The following is a 20,729-nucleotide window of genomic DNA, read 5'->3' as shown; positions in this document are numbered from 1 at the left end:
CGATGACGACGACGAATACGACGAAGACCCAGCCGGACGCGACGGGCCGCGGCGGCGACGTCCGCCTCGCCGGCATCAGCAAGACCTACGGCTCCTTCACCGCCGTGCACCCGCTCGACCTGACCGTGCCCCAGAGCTCCTTCTTCGCCCTGCTCGGCGCCTCCGGCTGCGGCAAGACGACGACCCTGCGCATGATCGCCGGACTGGAGGAGCCGAGCAGCGGCACCGTCCACCTCGGCGACCAGGACGTGACCGCCCTCCCGCCGTACAAAAGGCCGGTCAACACGGTCTTCCAGTCCTACGCCCTCTTCCCGCACCTCGACATCTTCGAGAACGTCGCCTTCGGCCTGCGCCGGCGCGGCATCAAGAGCGTGAAGAAGCAGGTCGGGGAGATGCTCGACCTCGTCCAGCTCGGCGAGCAGGCCCGCAAGAAGCCGCACCAGCTCTCCGGCGGCCAGCAGCAGCGCGTCGCGGTCGCCCGCGCCCTGATCAACCACCCCAGGGTGCTCCTCCTCGACGAACCCCTCGGCGCCCTCGACCTCAAGCTGCGCCGCCAGATGCAGCTGGAGCTCAAGCGCATCCAGACCGAGGTCGGCATCACCTTCGTGCACGTCACGCACGACCAGGAGGAGGCCATGACGATGGCCGACCAGGTCGCCGTGATGAACGCCGGCCGGGTCGAGCAGCTGGGCGCCCCCGCCGACCTGTACGAGAACCCGCGGACCACCTTCGTCGCCAACTTCCTCGGCACCTCCAACCTCGTCGAGGCCGAGGTCGACACCCGCAGCGGCGGCAGTGACGACGTAGTGGTGAAGGCGGCCGGCGACAAGCTGGTCCTGCCCGGCGCCCGGTGTTCCGCGCCGGTCCGGGCGGGCGGCAGGATCCTGGTGGGCGTACGCCCGGAGAAGATCAGCATCACCCACGCGGACGACGCCGCCTCCGTCCCCGAGGGCCGCAACCGTCTCACCGGCAGGATCAGCAGCACCAGTTTCATCGGCGTCTCCACGCAGTACGTGGTCGACTGCGCGGCCTGTCCCGAGTTCGAGGTCTACGCCCAGAACATCGACCGCGACGCCCGGCTCGCGCCCGGCGCCGATGTCGTCCTGCACTGGAACCCGGCGCACACCTTCGGCCTGGACGCCGCCCAGGACATCGACGCGGGCGTCGCCGAGGGCGAGGCCGCCTGATGTCCACCCTCACCGAGGCGCCACCGCCACTGTCCCCGACCGCGCCGGAGAAGAAGGCCCCGCGCACCGGACGGGGCCGCTGGACGCCGTACTGGCTGCTGCTGCCCGGCATCCTGTGGCTGGTCGTCTTCTTCGCCGCGCCGATGATCTACCAGGCCTCCACGTCCGTGCAGACGGGCTCGCTGGAGGAGGGCTACAAGGTCACCTGGCACTTCGTCACCTACTGGGACGCGGTGTCCGAGTACTGGCCGCAGTTCCTGCGCTCGGTCGCCTACGCGGCCTCCGCGACCGTGCTGTGCCTGCTGCTCGGCTATCCGCTCGCCTACCTGATCGCGTTCCGCGCGGGCCGCTGGCGCAACCTGATCATGATCCTGGTGATCGCGCCGTTCTTCACCAGCTTCCTGATCCGCACCCTGGCCTGGAAGACGATCCTCGCGGACGGCGGCCCGGTGGTCGGCGTCCTGAACACGCTGCACGTCCTGGACGTCACCGGCTGGCTCGGCTGGACGGCCGGCGACCGCGTGCTGGCCACGCCGCTCGCGGTGGTCTGCGGTCTGACGTACAACTTCCTCCCCTTCATGATCCTGCCGCTGTACACGTCACTGGAGCGCATCGACGGCCGGCTGCACGAGGCGGCCGGCGACCTGTACGCGAAGCCGTCCACCGTCTTCCGCAGGGTCACCTTCCCGCTGTCGATGCCGGGCGTCGTCTCCGGGACGCTGCTGACCTTCATCCCCGCCACCGGCGACTACGTCAACGCCTCCCTGCTGGGCTCGGCCGACACCGGCATGATCGGCAACGTCATCCAGTCCCAGTTCCTGAGAGTGCTGGACTATCCGACGGCGGCGGCCCTCTCCTTCCTCCTGATGGCCGCGATTCTCGCCATGGTCACCTTCTACATCCGCAAGTCCGGCACGGAGGATCTGGTTTAAATGGCCTTCGTCAACTGGTTCAAGCGCAATCTGGTCGTCATCGCCGGACTGCTGACGCTCGCCTATCTCCTGCTGCCCAACGTCGTCGTCACGGTGTTCTCGTTCAACAAACCGAACGGGCGCTTCAACTACGAATGGCAGCGGTTCTCCACGGACGCCTGGAAGGACCCGTGCGGCGTCGCCGGACTGTGCGGCTCCCTGTCGCTCAGCCTCCAGATCGCCTTCTGGGCGACGCTCGGCGCCACCGCGCTCGGCACGGCGATCGCCTTCGCACTGGTCCGCTACCGCTTCCGCGCCCGCGGCGCGGTCAACTCGCTGATCTTCCTGCCGATGGCGATGCCCGAGGTCGTGATGGCCGCCTCGCTGCTCACCCTGTTCCTCAACATGGGCGCCCAGCTCGGCTTCTGGACGGTCCTGATCGCCCACATCATGTTCTGCCTCAGCTTCGTCGTGACCGCCGTGAAGGCGCGCGTGATGTCGATGGACCCCCGGCTGGAGCAGGCCGCGCAGGACCTGTACGCCGGCCCCTTCCAGACCTTCGTCCGCGTCACACTGCCCATCGCGGCCCCCGGGATCGCCGCCGGCGCGCTGCTCGCCTTCGCGCTCTCCTTCGACGATTTCATCATCACCAATTTCAACGCGGGTTCCACCGTCACCTTCCCCATGTTCGTCTGGGGATCGGCCCAGCGTGGCACGCCCGTCCAGATCAACGTCGTCGGTACGGCCATGTTCGTGACCGCCGTGCTGTTCGTCCTGGCCTCCATGGCCATCGGCAACCGCCGAAACCGCCGCAAGGCGTAGTGCGTTCCGTACCGCATTCGTAGGGAGTTGAAATCATGGCCCCGAGCGCCATGAGTCGCGGCAACGACTGGACGAAATCCCTCTCCGACGCCCAGCCGGTCCCGTACTGGCTGGACGACCCCGGCCGCCCCCGCCCGCAGCCCGCCCTCACCGGGGCCGAGACCTGCGACCTGCTGGTCGTCGGCGGCGGCTACAGCGGACTGTGGACCGCGCTGGTCGCCAAGGAGCGCGACCCCGGCCGGGACGTGGTGCTGCTGGAGGGCCGGCAGGTGGGCTGGGCCGCGTCCGGCCGCAACGGCGGTTTCTGCGCCGCCTCCCTCACCCACGGCCTGGCCAACGGCCTGGCCCGCTGGCCCGACGAGATCCACCGGCTGGAGGAACTGGGCGCCCGCAACCTCGACGCGATCGAGGCGGCGGTCGCCCGCCACCGCCTCGACTGCGACTTCGAGCGCACCGGCGAGATCGACGTCGCCACCGAGCCCTACCAGGCCCGCGAGCTCAAGGGCTGGTACGAGGAGATCCGCGCCAGGGGCCTCGCCGACGGCGTCGAGTACCTGGACGCCGAGGCCGTACGGGAACAGGTCGACTCCCCGACCTTCCGCGCGGGCCTGTACGACCGCCGGGGCGTGGCCATGGTCAACCCCGCCAAGCTCGCCTGGGGCCTCGAGCGAGCCTGCCTCGAACTCGGCGTCCGCGTGTACGAGCACACCCCGGCGCTCACCCTGCGGCCGTACGGCGCCGGCATGGCCGTACGCACCCCGTACGGCGGGGTCCGCGCCCGTACGGTCGCGCTCGGCACCAACATCTTCCCGAACCTGGTCCGCAGGGTGCGCTCCTACACCGTCCCGGTCTACGACTACGCCCTGATGACCGAGCCTCTCACCGACGCGCAACTGGCCTCGGTCGGCTGGAGGAACCGGCAGGGCCTCGGGGACAGCGCCAACCAGTTCCACTACTTCCGGCTCTCCGCCGACAACCGCGTCCTGTGGGGCGGCTACGACGCGATCTACCCGTACGGCGGCCGGGTGCGCGCCGAGTACGACGACCGCCCGGAGACCTACGCCAAGCTCGCCGGACACTTCTTCACCTGCTTCCCGCAGCTGGAGGGCGTCCGGTTCACCCACGCCTGGGGCGGCGCGATCGACACCTGCTCCCGCTTCTCGGCGTTCTTCGGCACCGCCCACCAGGGAAAGGTCGCCTACGCGGCCGGTTACACCGGACTCGGCGTGGGCGCGACCCGGTTCGGCGCCGAGGTGATGCTCGACCTGCTGTCGGGCGAGCGCACCGAGCGCACCGAACTGGAGATGGTCCGCAGGAAGCCGCTGCCGTTCCCGCCCGAACCCCTCGCCTGGACCGGCATCGCGCTCACCAAGTGGTCGCTGGCCCGCGCGGACGCGCACGGCGGCCGTCGCAACCTGTGGCTGCGGACGATGGACAGGCTGGGGCTCGGCTTCGACAGCTGAACCGCGTCCGGGACGCGGGCGTGGCTGCCCGGTCACGGCAGCCGGCCCGTCCGCGCGGTCCGACGGGGCGGTCGGCCGACGAGGACCGGTACGGGAACGCGGAGTTCACGGACCGGGGTGCGGCGGTCCAGGAGGACGTCGGCGCGTACTCCGGCCGACCGGCGGTGAGTTCCGGCGGGCGACCGGTGCGACGCCGGCCAGCAGCACCGCCCCCAGGCACCAACTGGCCACCACGTCCAGCGGCCAGTGGTAGCCCCGGCGCACCAGCCCGTAGGAGGCACCGAGGACCAGGACCACGCAGAGCACGACGAGCACACGGCGGACGGCGGGCGAGCGCAGCGGCCCCAGGAGCAGCAGCGCCGCCGCGCCGTACGCGACGACCGCGGTGGCGGTGTGGCCGGAGGGGTAGTAGCCGACGGCCGGAGGCACGGCAGGGGTGCCGGGGCGGCCGGTCCACGCCTTGAGCGGGGCGACCAGCGCCGGCACCAGGACCATCGCCAGGGCCCCGGCGAGGGGCGGCAGCCACCAGCGGTCCACACCACGGGCGCGCCCGTGCCACGCGACGTAGGCCAGGGCGAGGGCGAGGACGGGCACCGCCACCTGCACGTTGCCGAGGTCGGCCAGCAGTTCGGAGAACCGGTCCGGGTGGACGAGCGCCCTGCTCAGCCGCTCGTCCACTCCGGTCAGCGGGCCGTCGGCGACGACCTGCCAGGTGATCAGCGCGAAGAGGAGGACGGGCAGCCCGACCAGGGCGGACCGGGTGCGAGGGCGTGGGGGGACCGGCATGGCGCCCAGCTTCGCAGGCCCGCCCGGCGCGACACACCGAAGGGCCGGCACAAGGGGGGGAGTGTGCCGGCCCTTCGGTGAACCACCGTCCCGGGTGCCGAAACGGTCGTCCTGACCGGAACGCCGCGCGCCCCGGGGGGTTTGGGGCGGGCGACCGTCCGATCGGTGAGGAGACCCGGAACCCTCGGGTTCCGGTGGTGTGCGCGAGGCACGACCAGGTCGAAGCTGGGGAGGCCCCGGCCTGAGATGCCGCCCACAGTCCCCTGTGGGCGGGTGTATCTCTCATCTGCGTAGAACCTACGACAGGGGGATGCGCTCAGGACAGGGCCATCGGGGTCCTGCCATCCACCTCGCACACGTTCTTCACACGCTCTGCGGTTCGCCGCGCCAGGCGTGCGAAACGCAGCTCAGATGCGCGTTCGAGCGCTCGCGCACATGCTCGGCCGGGTGCCTCTTGAGGTGCTCGTGCGGGTACCCCGAGCACCTCTGCACGTGTCCGGTCAGATGCGGGCGAAGCCCTGCTCGATGATGTCGAGGCCCTCGTTCAGCAGGTCCTCGCCGATCACCAGCGGCGGCAGGAAGCGCAGCACGTTGCCGTAGGTGCCACAGGTCAGGACCAGCAGACCCTCGGCGTGGCAGGCCTTGGCCAGCGCGGCGGTCGCCTCGGGGTTCGGCTCCTTGGTTTCGCGGTCCTTGACCAGCTCGATCGCGATCATCGCGCCGCGGCCCCGGATGTCGCCGATGACGTCGAACTTCTCGGCCATGGCGGTGAGGCGGGACTTCATGACCGCCTCGATGTTCTTCGCCCTGGCGTTGAGGTCCAGCTCCTTCATCGTCTCGATGGCGCCGAGCGCACCGGCGCAGGCCACCGGGTTGCCGCCGTAGGTGCCGCCGAGGCCGCCGGCGTGCGCGGCGTCCATGATCTCGGCGCGGCCGGTGACCGCGGCGAGCGGCAGTCCGCCCGCGATGCCCTTCGCCGTGGTGATCAGGTCCGGGACGATGCCCTCGTCCTCGCAGGCGAACCACTGGCCGGTGCGGCAGAAGCCGGACTGGATCTCGTCGGCGACGAAGACGATGCCGTGGTCCTTCGCGAACGCGCTGATCGCGGGCAGGAAGCCCTTGGCCGGCTCGATGAAGCCGCCCTCGCCGAGCACCGGCTCGATGATGATCGCGGCCACGTTCTCCGCGCCGACCTGCTTGGTGATCTGGTCGATCGCCTGCGCGGCGGCCTCCGGGCCGGCGTGCTCGGCACCGGTCGGCCAGCGGTAGCCGTAGGCGACCGGGACGCGGTACACCTCGGGCGCGAAGGGGCCGAAGCCGTGCTTGTACGGCATGTTCTTCGCGGTCAGCGCCATCGTGAGGTTGGTCCGGCCGTGGTAGCCGTGGTCGAAGACGACGACCGCCTGCCGCTTGGTGTACGCGCGGGCGATCTTCACGGCGTTCTCGACCGCCTCGGCGCCGCTGTTGAACAGCGCCGACTTCTTGGCGTGGTCGCCCGGGGTCAGCTCGGCCAGCGCCTCGGCGACGGCGACGTAGCCCTCGTACGGCGTCACCATGAAACAGGTGTGGGTGAAGTCGGCCAGCTGCGCGGACGCCCGGCGTACGACGGCCTCGGCGGAGGCGCCGACGGAGGTCACCGCGATGCCGGAACCGAAGTCGATCAGGCGGTTGCCGTCGACGTCCTCGATGACGCCGCCGGCGGCGCGCGTGACGAAGACCGGCAGCGTGGAGCCCACACCCTGCGCGACCACGGCCGTGCGGCGGGCCTGCAGCTCCTGCGACTTCGGGCCGGGGATGGCGGTGACGACGCGGCGCTCCTGCGGAAGGGCGGTCATGGGGGCTCCTGGGGTCTTGCGGATCTTACGGACGCTTGCCTTCTTTTCTCGCAGGCTAGGACCGGGACCGGGGAGCGGGCATGCTCCATGTGGGCGTTGTCCGCGCAGCCCGTTGTCCGCGATGGACAGGTGAGGGGCGGGGCGACACGTGGACACGTCGACACGGGCCCGGCCGCGTAAGCGGTGGACTCCCCCTGGGAGGGCGTTAGATTGGCTCGCTGATGGTGGATGGAACGGCTGGTCAGGGGGCAAGGTCGATGGACAGCGACGGGAACCGGGACGCGCGGGGTACGCATGCGAGTCCTGTACCGCGTCCGGCGGGGCCGCCACAGGTACCCGCCGTGCCGCCGCGGCCCAGCCGGGCACCGGGCGCGCCACCGGTGCCGGGACAGCCACCCCGCTCCCCGTCGACCGTCGCCGCCTGGCTCGACGAGGCGCGGCCGGCCGCCCGGACCGGGATCTGGCGGTACGGCTACCGCCCGCCCAAGGAGACCTCGGAGAAGATCGCCCCGGTGACGGTCGCCGGCATGCTGGTCCCGCTCGCCCTGGCGATCCTGGTGTGGTCGCTGTGGCAGCGCGGCGTCACGTCGTACCAGTACGTCCTCCTGCGGCTGTTCACGCCGGACGACTGGTGGTGGGGCGGCACGGTGATGTCGCCCAAGGTGTTCGAGGGGCGGGAGGTGGCGGCCCCGGGGGCGGAGGCCCTGGTGGTCTACGAGGGCCTCGCCTTCGCCCTGCTCGTACTCGCCGTGGCCGTGCTCGGCAGCTGGCGTGCCGTCGTCCGCCACTACGTGGCCCGCAGGCCCCAGCCCGCCCGCGCCCTGATCGCGGCCCTCCTCGCGCTCCTCGTCCTCAGCTTCGTCTTTCCCGACGCCTTCCCGGTCGTCGGGTGGGACCCGGTACCGGTCGTCGATCCGCTGCTCTCGCTGACCGTGCTGATCTTCGACGGCTACGGTCTGATGGCGTCCCGCCTCTACACCGACACCTTGTACGCGGTCGTCACACTGCTCGTGGTGTGGCCGTTCGCCCGCCTCGGCGGCTGGCTGCCGTACGCGCGCAAGCTGCTCGCCGCCCGCCGTGCGGACGTCCCCCCCGGCGTTCCGGCACCCGTACGTCCCCGCTCCCAATGGCCCGCCCTGCGCGACATCGGCCGGCACGAGGCCGCCGAGGTGCTCACCGCCGAGGTCGCCGGCGGCCGCATGAACGACGTCGACTGCGCCCGCGTCGAGCACGCCCTCGACGCCGCTCGGCGCGGCGCCGCACTGGACGCCTTCCACGACACCGTCCTGCGCCAGGGCGGTGCGGCCTGGACCCACCCCTCCGGCGCCCGGGACCTGCCGCGCCGGGCCGCTCTCCACGACCTGCTCGCCGGGCAGGTGCGCATCGGCCGCTGGGCGGCGGCCGAACGCGCCCCGCTGCCGTACCACGACGCCGGGGTGGCCCTCGGCCCGGACGTGCTCGGCACCTCGCTGCTCGCCGTCGGCCCCTCCGGGTCCGGCAAGACCCGCACCCTCGTCGAGCCGGTGACCGAGGCACTCGCGCTGCAGGCACTCGCCGGGAGCTGTGCCGTGGTCGCCGTGTCCGCCCCGGGAAGCCGGATCGGCGCGGACGGCGCCTTCGACGTGATCGTACGGATCGGTGACCCGTCCTCGGTGCACGACCTCGACCCGTACGCCGAGACCGACGATCCGGACCAGGCGGCCGCGATCCTCGCCGAGGCCCTGGTGGGCGACCTCGACACGGTCGGCGCGCAGCGCGCAGCCACCGCCCTGGCGCAGCTGCTCGGCCCGTTCCGGACGGTGCACGGCCGCTTCCCCTCCCTGCCGGAGCTGTACGCGCTGCTGGAGGACGAGGAGGGGGCGCTGACCCGGCTGGGGGAGGAGCTCGCCGCGCGGGGGAACGACATCATGCGCCGCGACGTCGATGCGCGTATCCGCCAGACGGGCACACCGGGCGACGCGGGCCGGGCCCTGGCCGACCGTCTGGCACTGCTGAACCGGCCGCTGTTCGCCGGCTTCCTCGGCGGCGGCGGCCCGGACCGGTCGTTCTCTCTGCGCGCGGTCGCCCACCACCCCCTGCGGGTGCGGATCGATCTTCCGGAGCACGGTCACGACGAGGCCTGCCGACTGATCACCCGGCTGGTCCTCGCGCAGTTCCACGCCATCGTCCGGGAGGGCCGGCGCGAGCACTTCGCCTGCCTGGTCCTGGACGACGCGACGGGCGCGGTCACCCCGGAATCGGTGCGCCGCATCCAGCGACTGCGTTCGCAGAACGCGGGCGTGCTGCTCGCCCTGCGCACCATCGGGGACGTCCCCGAGGCGCTGCACGGCCCGCTCTACGGGGCGGTGGGCTGCCGCATGGCCTTCTGCGGCGTCTCCACCTGGGACGGCAGCCGGTTCGCGCAGACCTGGGGCACCGAGTGGGTGGAGACGACGGAGGTCGCCAAGCACACGGTCTTCGCCGACCAGCCGATGACCCGGTTCTTCCACGCCTTGCGCAAGCTGGTGACGGGCAAGGCGGTGACGACGGACGCGGTGACCGTGCGGCAGGTCGAACGCGAGCGCTGGTCGGCGTCCGAGCTGGCGCACGCCGTGCCCGCCGGACACGCGGTGCTGTCGCTGACGACCGTCGAGGGGGAGCACGCGCCGCCGCTGCTGGTGGACCTGCGCGGGTGACCTGTCCGGGGCGCGTGCCCGGGGACCGTACAGTGAGGCAGAATCGACACAGGTCGTTCATACGCCGCGGCCAAAAGATCACCGATGCCTCACACCTCCGACCTCGCACCTCGTACCTCGCGCCGCTGACGCAGATCCGAAGGCCCAGGCACCCATGCCCCCCACGCTCGCCTCCCTCGTCCACCACTCCGCGCTCAAGCTGACCGTGCGCGCGGGCGAGGACGGCCTCGACGTGCCGGTGCGCTGGGCGCACGTCAGTGAGCTCGCCGACCCCGTGCCCTACATGGAGGGCGGGGAACTGCTGCTGATCACCGCCCTCAAGCTGGACGCCGAGGACCCCGAGGCGATGCGGCGGTACGTGAAGCGGCTGGCGGACGCCGGCGTGGTGGGGCTCGGGTTCGCCGTCGGGGTCAATTACGTCGACGTCCCCGAGGCGCTGGTCGAAGCCGCGCGGCAGGAAGGACTGCCACTGCTCGAGGTGCCGCGCCGCACCCCCTTCCTCGCCATCAGCAAGGCCGTGTCCGCCGCGATCGCCGCCGACCAGTACCGCGCGGTCACCGCGGGGTTCGCCGCCCAGCGCGAGCTGACCAGGCAGGCGCTGACCGACGGCCCGGAGGGCTTGCTGGCCGCGCTGGCCTCGCAGGTCGACGGCTGGGCGGCGCTGTACGACGCCTCGGGCGCGGTCGTCGCCGCCGCACCGGAGTGGGCGGGCCGCAGGGCCGCGCGGCTCACGGCGGACGTACAGCGGCTGCGTGAACGCCCCGCACCGGCCTCCTCCGTCGTCGGCGGAGCCGCGACCGCGGAACATCCCGAGAGCGCCGACCGCGTCGAACTCCACTCCCTCGGCACCTCCCGCAGGCCCCGCTCCGCACTCGCCGTCGGCACGGCCGCCGCCCTCGGTACCGCCGAGCGGTACGCCGTGCACTCCGCGATCGCCCTGCTGACGCTCACCACGGAACGCTCGCGTTCCCTGCACGAGGCCGAGCAGCGCATAGACGCGGCGGTCCTGCGCATGCTGCTGGCCGGCGAGCCCGACCACGCGCGCACGGTCGCCGGAGACCTGTACGGCGGCCTGCTGGACGCGCCCTTCCGGATGGTCGTCGCCGAGGCGGCCTCGGCGTCCGCCGCGCGCACGCACGCGGGCCCGCACGCGCGCGGGCCCGCCACCCGGCCCAGGCCCTCCGCCGCCGCGCTGGCCGCCGCCGACACCGACGGCGACCCGCTCGGCGCGCTCGCCGAGGTCGTGGAGTCGGCCGCCGCCCGTTCCGGAGAGTCGGTGCTGGTCGTACCGGAGGGAGAGCGACTGGTGGTGCTGGCCACGGACGGCGGCGCGGCCGTCGCCGCCTGCGTCGAGTACGCCTCGGCGCTGGAGACCGCCCACCCGGAGCCGATGCCGGGCGGCGACGAGGAGGGCCTGGTCGTCGGCCTGTCGGCACCGTCCGGGCCCATCGCCGCGTCCGCCGCCTACAAGCAGGCCGAACAGGCCCTGTCGGTGGCCCGCCGCCGCGGACGCGTCTGCGTGGAGCACGAGCACCTGGCGGCCGGGTCGGTCCTTCCGCTCCTCGCCGACGACGCGGTGCGCGCCTTCGCCGACGGCCTGCTGCGGGCGCTGCGCGACCACGACGCCACCGGCCGGGGCGACCTGGTGGCCTCCCTGCGCGCCTGGCTCTCCCGCCACGGACAGTGGGACGCGGCAGCGGCCGACCTCGGCGTCCACCGGCACACGCTGCGCTACCGGATGCGGCGGGTGGAGGAGATCCTGGGCCGTTCACTGGACGACCCGGACGTACGGATGGAGCTGTGGCTGGCCCTGAAGGCGACGTCGTCGGACTGACAGCCCGTTGGCGGAAGGGGCGGCGCGGCGGCCCGCGGGGCGGCGGCGCGGTGGGGAGAGAACCCTTCGACCAGTGTCCGCACATGGCCACAACGTCGAACCCCCCGTCCTCACCACTACGCCCCGGACAAGCGTCCCTCACCGCCCCCCGCCCTACCGTGGACCCGCAAGCCACGGAAACGTGCACACCCCCAACGCGGAAGGGCCGGAACTCCATGACTTCCACCCACGCCTTCTGGCTCGCCGGCCGCCAGGCCACCGGCGAGGCCACCTTCGACGTCACGTCCCCCTGGGACGGCAGCCTGGCCGGCACGGTGAGCGTGCCGACCGACGCCCAGGTCGAGGAGGCCGTGGCCGCCGCGTACGCCGTACGGGACGAGTTCGCCGCCACCCCCGCCCACGTCCGCGCCGCCGCGCTGGACCACGTCAGCCGGCGCCTGGCCGAGCGCACCGAGGAGATCGCCCGCCTGATCTCGGCCGAGAACGGCAAGCCGGTCAAGTGGGCCCGCGGCGAGGTCGGCCGCGCGGTGTCCGTCTTCCGCTTCGCCGCCGAGGAGGCCCGTCGCTTCAACGGCGGCGAGGCCCAGCGCCTCGACACCGACGCCGGCGGCCAGGGCCGCCTCGCTTTTACGCGCCGCTTCCCGAAGGGCGTCGTCCTCGGCATCGCGCCGTTCAACTTCCCGCTGAACCTGTGCGCCCACAAGATCGCCCCCGCGATCGCCGCCGGCGCGCCCATCATCCTCAAGCCCGCGCCCGCCACCCCCCTCTCCGGCCTGGTCCTCGGCGAGCTGCTCGCCGAGACCGACCTGCCCGCCGGTTCGTGGAGCATCCTGCCGGTCCCGAACGACCGCATGCCCGCCCTCGTCCAGGACGAGCGCCTGCCGGTCATCTCCTTCACCGGCTCCGAGACGGTCGGCTACGCGATCATGGACTCGGTCCCGCGCAAGCACTGCACCCTGGAACTGGGCGGCAACGGCGCGGCCGTCGTCCTCGGCGACTGGGCGAGCGACGAGGACCTGGACCGGGCCGCGACCCGCATCGCGACCTTCTCCAACTACCAGGGCGGCCAGTCCTGCATCTCCGTGCAGCGCGTGATCGCCGACGCCGCCGTCTACGACCGTCTGCTGCCCCGTATCGTCGCCGCCGTCGAGGCCCAGGTCACCGGCGACCCCAACGACGACGCGACGGACGTCGGCCCGCTGGTCAGCGAGGCCGCCGCCGAGCGCGTAGAGGCGTGGGTGCGGGAGGCCGTGGAGGCCGGCGCCACCCTCCACACCGGCGGCAAGCGCGACGGCGCCTCGTACGCGCCGACCGTCCTCACCGACCTCCCGGACGGCACCACCCTCGCCCGCGAGGAGGTCTTCGGCCCCGTCCTCAGCGTGCAGAAGGTGAACGGCGAGGCCGAGGCGTTCGCCGCCGTCAACGACTCCAAGTACGGCCTCCAGGCGGGCGTGTTCACCCACGACCTCCAGGCCGCCTTCCGCGCCCACCGCGCCCTGGAGGTCGGCGGCGTCGTCATCGGCGACGTCCCCTCCTACCGCGCCGACCAGATGCCGTACGGCGGCGCCAAGCAGTCCGGCGTGGGCCGCGAGGGCGTGAAGTCCGCGATGGACGACTACACGTACGAGCGGGTGCTGGTCCTGACGGGCCTCGCGCTCTGAGACAGCCCGAGAAGGCCGACGGCCCGAGCCCACTGTGCGGGGGCTCGGGCCGTCGGCGCGTAGGCGCACGCCGATCTGCCGCCACGTCCCGGATCTGACGGAGAGCCGACCGGTCGCGGGAACTCGGCGGGGACACGGAGGGTTACTCCCCTGCGGCAGGTCGGCGGAGCTTGCGGCAGGTCGGCGGAGCCGGGCAGTCCGGCAACGATGTGCGTAACGCCGCTCATCAGCAGGTGGCGGGCGGCCCCGACGACGGCGGGGGCCACGGTGTGCGGGAAGACGGTGGCCGGCAGCCGTCCGAGGTCCCGCTCGGCCTGCGGACAGGCGGCTGTCGCCTCCCGACCGGCTCTTCGCCGAGCTGGAGCTGCGCGACCGGGCCCAAACCGTGCTCGTGGCCTATGAGACGGGCCTGGTCCGGGCCGGTGGCGAGTCGGGGGCCCGGCGCCGGTGGGTACCGGTGCCGGGCCCCTTCATCGTGCCGGCTTCCTCCGGACCCTCAACCGGAGAAGCCGACGTGCGCGAGCCGCAGAGTGCCGCGCAGCCTGACGCGGAGATCGTGAACGCCCTCGGCGGTCAGCCGGGCACCCAGCTCCACGTAGTCGTACGGTCCCGAGGTGGGCGTCGTCGAAGACAGCACCGCCGATGCCGGGCCGCCGTCGAGGGCGATCTCCACGGTGCCCTCGCCGCCCGCCACCGTCACGGTCACGCCGGTGACGCCGGAACCGAAGTCGCAGTCGCGGAACAGCAGTTCGCCGGTCCGGTCCGCCACCGGCGTCACCGCTTCGCCCGCCGCCTTCGTCCGGTCGACGATCTCCGTGCCGCTCTGCTCGTCGAAGCCGGCCGCGTCGAGGCCGCGTTCGCGGACCGGGCGCGGCGCGGCGGGTTCGCCCTCCAGGGACACGGTCTGCGACAGGCGCACGTCCTCGCTGGACGCGCCCACCAGCAGGGCGTACGGGCCCGGCTCGAGCCGCCACCGGTCCTGCGCGACGTCCCAGAACGCGAACGCGGACAGCGGGACGTCGAAGGAGACCTCCGCCGTGGCGCCCGGGGCGAGGGCGAGCCGGCGGTGGGCCAGCAGTTCGCGGCGCGGACGCGGGAGGGACGGGTCCTCGGCGCGGACGTAGAGCTGGGCCACCTCGCCGGCGGCGACGGCCCCCGTGTTGGTGACCGTGAAGGACACGGACACCTTCCCGTGCGCGACCCGCGTCGCCAGGTCCGCGTACGAGAAGGACGCGTACGACAGGCCGTGCCCGAAGGGGAACAGCGGCGTCCCCTCGAAGTACAGGTAGGTCTGGCGGCCGCCGATCACGTCGTAGTCGAGCAGGTCGGGCAGGTCGGAGTCGTCGGCGTACCAGGTCTGCGGGAGCCGCCCGGCGGGGGAGACGTCACCGGCGAGGACCCGGGCCAGCGCGGTGCCGCCCGCCTGGCCGCCGTGCGCGGTCCACAGCACCGCCGGGAGCGCCTCCGCGTCGACGGCGTACGGGTAGGCGGACACCAGCGCCAGCACGGTGCTCGGGTTCGCGGCGCGGGCCGCGCGCAGCAGGCGTTCCTGGTGGGCGGGCAGCCGCAGCGTCGTACGGTCCTCGGTCTCCCGGCCGTTGATGTGCGGGTCGTTGCCCGCGACCACCACGACTACGTCCGCCTCGGCCGCCACCCGCGTGACCGCGTCCTCGCCGCGCTCGGCGACGACCAGCTCGAAGACCTCCGGGGCCGTGCCGTCCGAGGAGGCGTCCGGGGAGGCGTCGGAGGAGGTGTCGGAGGAGGCGTCCGGAGCGGCAACCTTCACGCCGTCGGCGGCGACCTGGACGTGACGACCCGTCCCCAGGTGCCGGAGGAGGTGCCCGTTCCCGTGCGGTTCCAGGCGGAACGTCTCCTGCACGATCCAGCCGCCGGGCTGGTCGGCGGAGGCCCGGAGGTAGCCGTCCTCGGCGACCGAGAGGTAGCGGCCGTCGGGCGCGCGCAGGGTGAGGACGCCCTCGCCCCAGTCGACGAGCGCGAGTTCGCTGCCGGTGGCGTCGGTGGTGAGGGGCGGCAGGTCGGTGCGGCCGGCCAGCAGGGCCGGGTCGAGGGCGCCCTCGGTGCCGCGGGCCTCGCCGGGGGAGTCGTCGGACGGGGGCACGTACAGGAACGCACCGGCGGCCGTCTTCAGCCGGACCCGGTCCACGCCCTCCCCGAAGCTCACGCGTTCGGCGCCGAACCGCTCGTACAGGCCCTCCAGCGGAGTGGCACGGTGGATGAGGGTGCCGCTGTACCAGTCGAGCTTGCACTCGTCGGCGAGCAGACCGACGACGGCGACCCGGGTGCCGTCGGCCAGGGGCAGCACGCCGTCGTTCTTGAGCAGGACGACCGCCTGCTCGGCCGCCTCCAGCGCGAGCGCCCGGTGCTCCGGTGTGTCGAAGGCGGCCGAGTCCGCGTGCGGGTCGTGCTCCGGGTCGAACTCGCCGAGCCGGAAGCGGACCGACAGCTGCCGGCGCACGGCCGCGTCCACCTCGGCCTCGGTCAGCAGGCCCTGGTCGAGGGCGCCCCGGACCCGGGCGACGATCTTCGAGGAGTCCGTGCCGTGGTCGGTGAAGCTGTCCACCCCGGCCCGCAGCGCGGCGGCGGTCGCCTCCTCATGGGTGTCGAAGTAGTGCTCGGAGTCGACCAGGTTGGAGGGGGCGCCCGCGTCCGAGCAGACCAGGAGGTCGTCCTGGGTCCAGGTGCGCAGATGGCTCCGCAGGTACGGGGAGACGTGGTTGGGGCGTCCGTTGACCAGGTTGTACGCCGGCATCACCCCGGCCACCGCGCCCGCCTCGACCGTCTCGCGGAACGCCCGCAGGTCGTACTCGTTCAGGACGCGCGGGCGGACGGACGACGAGCACGTGTCCCGGTCGGTCTCGTTGTTGTGCGCGAGCCAGTGCTTGAGGACGGGCGCGGTGCGCCAGTACGTCGGATGTTCGCCGCGCAGGCCGCGGGTGTAGGCGGTGGCGATGGCCGAGGTGAGCCTCGGGTCCTCGGAGTAGCCCTCCTCGTTGCGTCCCCACAGCGGGTGGCGCAGCAGGTTCACGGTCGGGGACCAGACGTTGAGGCCGACGCGGTCGTCGCGCGCCCGCATGGCCCGGGCTTCCCTGGACACCGCCTCGCCGACGCGGCGCACCAGGTCGTCGTTCCAGGTGGCGCCGAGGCCGACGGCCTGCGGGAACACGGTCGCCGGGCCCATCCAGGCCACGCCGTGCAGGGCCTCCTGGCCGGTGCGGAAGGCGGCGATGCCGAGCCGTTCGACGGCGGGCGCGAACTGGTGCAGGAACGCGGTCTTCTCGTCGAGCGTGAGCCGCGACATCAGGTCGTCGACGCGCTTCGCGAACGGCAGGTGCGGATCACGGAAAGGCGGCGTGGGCGGCGTGGGTGCGGTCACGTGGAGTTCCCCTTGCGATGGAGCGGCGAGACGCTTTCGAAGCGCTTCGATGCTCATTGGCCCCGGGGGTGGGTGTCAAGACACTTCCGCACATCACCTCCGACTTGTCATCGCAATCCAAGTGTCACATGACCCGGTTCGGCCACCATCGCCCTCCCGATACCTCGGAGGAATTCTGCAATCGACTCTTGTGCACCCCCAGGCGTTCACTTAACCTCGCAGCAACATCGAAGCGCTTCGACTAAGAGGCTCTGGCTCGACAGTGCACCCGGGGTGCGACGGGAGCCGGGCGTTCCTCCGACGACCGCTTCAGCTCAGCCAGTTCCACTCAAGACACCGCAGCCGACGGCCACCGCCGGGTGTCCTGGTGCGCCACGAAGGGTTGACGCAATGACGCCGAACGCCGCCTCCGGTCCCAGCCGGAGAAAGTTCCTCGCCTCCACGGCGGTAGCCACCGCAGCGGTGGCGGGAGGGATGCCGCTGCTCTCCGCCTGCGGCGGTGGGTCGGACGGAGGTTCGCGGGACGGCACCACGTCGGGCAAGGACGCCGAGAAGCTGCTGCCGGCGTACGTGGCCAGCAACGTGGTCACCCCCGACATCCCCAGCAAGAACGGCTCCGCGGTCGGCTTCACCAGCAAGCTCGACCTCGCGGGCCTGAAGACCTCGGTGCCGAAGAAGCTCGGCAAGGGCGGCAAGGTCACCGTCATGTCGCCGTTCTGGGGGTCCCCGCCGAAGGACGGCAACGCCTACTACAAGGCGATGAACGACCTCATCGGCGTCGACGTGGTCTGGCAGAACCAGGACGGCAACACCTACGACCAGAAGCTCGGCGCGGTCCTCGCCTCCAGCGAGGTGCCCGACGTGGTGGTCGTGCCCGGCTGGAACATGACCGGCAGAATCCCCAGCGCCATCATCAGCAAGTTCGCCGACCTCGGCCCCTACCTCTCCGGCGACGCGGTCAAGGACTTCCCCAACCTCGCGGCCATCCCCACCGACGCCTGGCAGCGCTCCATCTTCGGCGGCAAGCTGCGCGGCCTGCCGATGCCGTCCTCGTACGTGTCCGGCATCGTGCCGCTGTACCGCCAGGACATCTTCGAGAAGGAGGGCTACGAAGTCCCCCGGTCCTGCGACGAGTTCATGGCGCTGGCCAAGGAGGCCACCAACGCGAAGGCCAAGCGCTGGGCCTGCCTGGACATGAAGTGGACCGCCTTCAACGCCTTCGGTGTGCTCTCCGGCAACGAGAAGTCGCTCGGCTGGAACCAGGTCGACGGGAAGCTGATCTACCGCGCCGAGACCGACGAGTACCTCGAGGCGCTGGAGTGGACGCGCAAGCTGTTCGCCGCCGGGGTCGTGCACCCCGACGCCAAGCTGGGCAAGAGCAACGCCGCCGACCCCGGGCCCAAGTTCGCCGCCGGCGAGTTCCTCGTCTACAACCAGGACATCTCCCAGTGGTGGAGCCGCACCGCGGAACAGGCCACCCAGAACCCCGGGTTCAAGATCTGGGGCATGGACTTCTTCGGGCACGACGGCGGTGAGCCCACGCTGTGGGCGCAGAACCCCGCGAGCATCTTCGCCTTCGTCAACAAGAACGCCTCCGAGTCCGTGATCCGCGACGTGCTGGCCGTCGCCAACGTCACCGCCGCGCCGTACGGCACCAAGGAGTACATGGCCACCAACTACGGCGTGGAAGGCACCCACTACGCGGTCAAGGACGGCGTGCCCACCAAGACCGACCAGGGCAACATCGACGTGATGAACGCCTACGTGATGATCGCGAGCCCGGCCGCGACCATCGCCCACCCCGACTTCCCCGAGGTCGCCAAGGGGCAGGTCGAGTGGCAGCAGCGGATGGGGGCCTTCACCAAGAAGCCCACCTTCTACGGCATGCAGGTCACCGAGCCCAACCGCTACACCAACCTGTCCAACGACTTCGAGCAGCTGGAGGACGACATCGTCCGCGGCCGCAAGAAGATCGGCGACATGCAGCAGGCCGTCTCCGACTGGCGCAGCCAGGGCGGCGACAAACTGCGCGACTGGTACAAGAAGCTGCTCGACGAGAACGGCACGGCGGCGAGCTGACCGGTACCGAGGCAAGGAGAACGGCCGTGTCCCACAACACGGTGCCCCGGACCAGAGCCGAGGCCGATGCGACGAAGAAGACCCCGGTGGCGTCCGACGACGCCGCCGGCCCTCGTGAGGCGAAGCCGCCCTCGGGGAAGCTGAGCCTCAAGCTGAGGTTCCGGCGTGACCGTGTCCTGGTGCTGATGACACTGCCGGCCATCCTGCTGGTACTGCTCTTCAACTACGTACCGATCCTCGGCAACGTCGTCGCCTTCCAGGAGTACGACCCCTACATCAGCGAGAACGGGATCGTCTCCATCCTGCACAGCCCGTGGGTGGGTCTGGAGAACTTCCAGCGCATCTTCGAGGACTCGGCCTTCTGGAACGCCGTACAGAACACCCTGGTGCTGTTCGTCCTCCAGCTGGTGCTGTACTTCCCGATCCCCATCCTGCTCGCGCTGCTCATCAACAGCGTGGTCCGGCCCCGGGTGCGGGCGATCGCGCAGGCCATCCTCTACCTGCCGCACTTCTTCTCGTGGGTGCTGGTCATCGCCGTCTTCCAGCAGCTGCTCGGCGGGGCGGGACTCCTCTCCCAGCTGCTGCGCGACCACGGGTACGACGGGCTCAGCCTCATGACCGACCCGGAGACCTTCAAGTTCCTGGTCACCGCACAGAGCGTGTGGAAGGACGCCGGCTGGGGGATCATCGTCTTCCTCGCCGCGCTCGCCTCGGTCAGCCCCGACCTGTACGAGGCCGCCGCGATGGACGGCGCGAACCGCTGGCGCCGCATGTGGCACGTCACACTGCCCGCGCTGCGCCCGGTGATCGCCCTGCTGCTGGTGCTGCGCGTGGGCGACGCCCTGACGGTCGGCTTCGAACAGATCCTGCTGCAACGCGACGCCGTCGGACCAGGAGCCGCGGAGGTCCTCGACACCTTTGTGTGGTGGAACGGCGTACGCAACCAGGACTTCGGCTACGCGGCCGCCGCCGGTCTCGTCAAGGGCGTCATCAGTCTCGGCCTGGTCCTCATCGCGAACAAGGTGGCCCACCTCATGGGCGAGCAGGGGGTGTACAAGAAGTGACCGCAGTCATCGGCAAACCCGCGCGCACGCCCAGCCGGTGGGCGGCCCCGCCGCGTCCGGTGTGGGAGGAGAAGCCCCGCGGGGCCGGACTCCTCGGCAAGGGGCTGGTCCTGCTCCTGGCCTGCCTGGCGATCCTGTTCCCGCTGTGGATCGTCGTCGTCACCAGCCTCTCCTCGCGCAAGGCCATCGACGAGGCCGGCGGGCTGGTGATGATCCCGACGGACATCACCTTCGTCGCCTACACGGAACTGCTCAGCGGCGGCCAGGTCACCCGCGCCGCGCTCGTCAGCATCGGCATCACCCTGGTCGGCACCGTCTTCTCCATGGCGGTGTCGGTGCTGTGCGCCTACGGGCTGTCGCGCAGCGGCTCCCTCGGCCACCGCTGGATCCTCATGGTGCTGCTGGCCACGATGTTCTTCAGCGCGGGCCTCATCCCCACCTACCTGCTGGTGCAGTCCCTGGGGCTGACGGACACCTACCTCGCGCTGATCCTGCCCAGCGCGATCAGCGTCTTCAACATCCTGGTGCTGCGCGGCTTCTTCATGGGCATCTCCCAGGAGCTGATCGACAGCGCCCGCATCGACGGCGCCGGCGACCTGCGCATCCTGTGGCAGATCGTCCTGCCGCTGTCCCGCGCGGTCGTCGCGGTGATCACGCTGTTCTACGCCGTCGGCTACTGGAGCGCCTGGTTCAACGCCTCCCTGTACCTGAACGACCAGGACATGCTGCCCCTGCAGAACGTGATGATCCAGCTCGTGCAGAAGCAGGAGGCCCCGGTCGGCCTCGGCCAGGCGATCAAGACCGGCGAACTCTCCGGCCTGGCCGTGCAGATGGCCGTCATGGTCATGGCCCTGCTGCCGGTGGCCGTGCTGTCGCCGTTCGTCCAGCGTCACTTCAAGAAGGGGATGCTGACCGGCGCCGTGAAGGGCTGACGCCCGCGCCCGTTCCCAGCCCCGTCGTGGCCGGCCGCTCCTGACCCGCGTCCGGCCACGACGGCCCCGGTCCGCCCTGCCCACCT

Annotated in this window: 13 protein-coding genes and 1 pseudogene; 11 read left to right on the top strand and 3 right to left on the bottom strand. The window is 71.8% G+C overall.

Annotated features, from left to right (window positions below; all coding sequences use genetic code 11):
- The first annotated feature begins 2 nt into the window (after positions 1-2).
- From ACP4IX_RS23580 to ACP4IX_RS23565, 4 genes are read left to right on the top strand one after another with little or no spacing between them, the layout of a single operon-like run.
- Positions 3-1,187: an ABC transporter ATP-binding protein gene (locus ACP4IX_RS23580; protein ID WP_426556554.1), complete on the top strand. Its 1,185-nt coding sequence runs from the start codon at positions 3-5 to the stop codon at positions 1,185-1,187.
- Positions 1,187-2,119 (top strand): ABC transporter permease, encoded by a 933-nt coding sequence (locus ACP4IX_RS23575; protein ID WP_426522013.1) that lies wholly within the window; start codon positions 1,187-1,189, stop codon positions 2,117-2,119. Before ACP4IX_RS23580 ends, ACP4IX_RS23575 begins: the two co-directional genes overlap by 1 nt.
- Positions 2,120-2,920 (top strand): ABC transporter permease, encoded by an 801-nt coding sequence (locus tag ACP4IX_RS23570; protein ID WP_426522012.1) that lies wholly within the window; start codon positions 2,120-2,122, stop codon positions 2,918-2,920.
- A 35-nt stretch (positions 2,921-2,955) separates the two neighbouring features.
- Complete coding sequence (locus ACP4IX_RS23565) at positions 2,956-4,383, top strand: NAD(P)/FAD-dependent oxidoreductase (protein ID WP_426556553.1); 1,428 nt, start codon at positions 2,956-2,958, stop codon at positions 4,381-4,383.
- Between the two features lie 105 nt (positions 4,384-4,488).
- Here ACP4IX_RS23565 and ACP4IX_RS23560 read toward each other — a convergent pair whose 3' ends face one another.
- Together ACP4IX_RS23560 and gabT are read right to left on the bottom strand one after the other, a co-directional pair.
- Positions 4,489-5,169 (bottom strand): phosphatase PAP2 family protein, encoded by a 681-nt coding sequence (locus tag ACP4IX_RS23560; protein WP_426522010.1) that lies wholly within the window; start codon positions 5,167-5,169, stop codon positions 4,489-4,491.
- A 500-nt stretch (positions 5,170-5,669) separates the two neighbouring features.
- Positions 5,670-7,004, bottom strand: coding sequence for a 4-aminobutyrate--2-oxoglutarate transaminase (gene gabT / locus ACP4IX_RS23555; protein ID WP_426556552.1), 1,335 nt, complete (start codon positions 7,002-7,004; stop codon positions 5,670-5,672).
- A gap of 257 nt (positions 7,005-7,261) precedes the next feature.
- On the opposite strand from gabT, the gene ACP4IX_RS23550 reads away from it, so the two are divergent.
- The 4 genes and pseudogenes from ACP4IX_RS23550 to ACP4IX_RS23535 all read left to right on the top strand — a co-directional run.
- Positions 7,262-9,679: an ATP/GTP-binding protein gene (locus ACP4IX_RS23550; protein ID WP_426556551.1), complete on the top strand. Its 2,418-nt coding sequence runs from the start codon at positions 7,262-7,264 to the stop codon at positions 9,677-9,679.
- Positions 9,680-9,833: 154 nt separating this feature from the next.
- Positions 9,834-11,513 carry a PucR family transcriptional regulator gene (locus ACP4IX_RS23545; RefSeq protein WP_426556550.1) on the top strand — a complete coding sequence of 560 codons (1,680 nt, stop codon included), beginning with the start codon at positions 9,834-9,836 and terminating at the stop codon, positions 11,511-11,513.
- A gap of 215 nt (positions 11,514-11,728) precedes the next feature.
- Positions 11,729-13,174, top strand: coding sequence for an aldehyde dehydrogenase family protein (locus ACP4IX_RS23540; protein ID WP_426556549.1), 1,446 nt, complete (start codon positions 11,729-11,731; stop codon positions 13,172-13,174).
- A 343-nt stretch (positions 13,175-13,517) separates the two neighbouring features.
- Positions 13,518-13,613 (top strand): annotated as a pseudogene (locus ACP4IX_RS23535) (DNA-binding response regulator); the annotation flags it as partial.
- Positions 13,614-13,670: 57 nt separating this feature from the next.
- On the opposite strand, the gene ACP4IX_RS23530 reads toward ACP4IX_RS23535, so the two are convergent.
- The gene (locus ACP4IX_RS23530; protein ID WP_426556548.1) at positions 13,671-16,568 is read right to left on the bottom strand and encodes a glycoside hydrolase family 3 C-terminal domain-containing protein; all 2,898 of its coding nucleotides are present in this window, start codon (positions 16,566-16,568) and stop codon (positions 13,671-13,673) included.
- A gap of 390 nt (positions 16,569-16,958) precedes the next feature.
- On the opposite strand from ACP4IX_RS23530, the gene ACP4IX_RS23525 reads away from it, so the two are divergent.
- Genes ACP4IX_RS23525 through ACP4IX_RS23515 form a run of 3 tightly spaced genes read left to right on the top strand, consistent with a single transcriptional unit; the run spans position 16,959 to position 20,643 of the window.
- Positions 16,959-18,647, top strand: coding sequence for an extracellular solute-binding protein (locus tag ACP4IX_RS23525; RefSeq protein WP_426522002.1), 1,689 nt, complete (start codon positions 16,959-16,961; stop codon positions 18,645-18,647).
- Between the two features lie 26 nt (positions 18,648-18,673).
- A complete protein-coding gene (locus tag ACP4IX_RS23520; protein ID WP_426522001.1) occupies positions 18,674-19,711 on the top strand; it encodes an ABC transporter permease in 1,038 nt (345 codons plus the stop codon).
- Positions 19,708-20,643: a carbohydrate ABC transporter permease gene (locus tag ACP4IX_RS23515; RefSeq protein ID WP_426556547.1), complete on the top strand. Its 936-nt coding sequence runs from the start codon at positions 19,708-19,710 to the stop codon at positions 20,641-20,643. The genes ACP4IX_RS23520 and ACP4IX_RS23515 overlap by 4 nt, the downstream gene beginning before the upstream one ends.
- The last annotated feature ends 86 nt before the right edge of the window (positions 20,644-20,729 follow it).

It is taken from the genome of Streptomyces sp. WG5 (assembly GCF_049974565.1).
Classification (GTDB): Bacteria; Actinomycetota; Actinomycetes; order Streptomycetales; family Streptomycetaceae; genus Streptomyces.
The sequence above is the reverse complement of the archived record's forward strand: the minus strand, read 5'-3'. Positions and strand labels throughout refer to the sequence as shown.

What these genes read in the sequence shown, in the direction of transcription:
- ACP4IX_RS23540 (WP_426556549.1), top strand. Translation starts at nt 11,729, where the DNA reads ATGACTTCCACCCACGCCTTCTGGCTCGCCGGCCGCCAGGCCACCGGC.
- ACP4IX_RS23525 (WP_426522002.1), top strand. Translation starts at nt 16,959, where the DNA reads ATGACGCCGAACGCCGCCTCCGGTCCCAGCCGGAGAAAGTTCCTCGCC.
- ACP4IX_RS23545 (WP_426556550.1), top strand. Translation starts at nt 9,834, where the DNA reads ATGCCCCCCACGCTCGCCTCCCTCGTCCACCACTCCGCGCTCAAGCTG.
- ACP4IX_RS23550 (WP_426556551.1), top strand. Translation starts at nt 7,262, where the DNA reads ATGGACAGCGACGGGAACCGGGACGCGCGGGGTACGCATGCGAGTCCT.
- ACP4IX_RS23565 (WP_426556553.1), top strand. Translation starts at nt 2,956, where the DNA reads ATGGCCCCGAGCGCCATGAGTCGCGGCAACGACTGGACGAAATCCCTC.
- ACP4IX_RS23560 (WP_426522010.1), bottom strand. Translation starts at nt 5,169, where the DNA reads ATGCCGGTCCCCCCACGCCCTCGCACCCGGTCCGCCCTGGTCGGGCTG.
- ACP4IX_RS23580 (WP_426556554.1), top strand. Translation starts at nt 3, where the DNA reads ATGACGACGACGAATACGACGAAGACCCAGCCGGACGCGACGGGCCGC.
- gabT (WP_426556552.1), bottom strand. Translation starts at nt 7,004, where the DNA reads ATGACCGCCCTTCCGCAGGAGCGCCGCGTCGTCACCGCCATCCCCGGC.
- ACP4IX_RS23570 (WP_426522012.1), top strand. Translation starts at nt 2,120, where the DNA reads ATGGCCTTCGTCAACTGGTTCAAGCGCAATCTGGTCGTCATCGCCGGA.
- ACP4IX_RS23575 (WP_426522013.1), top strand. Translation starts at nt 1,187, where the DNA reads ATGTCCACCCTCACCGAGGCGCCACCGCCACTGTCCCCGACCGCGCCG.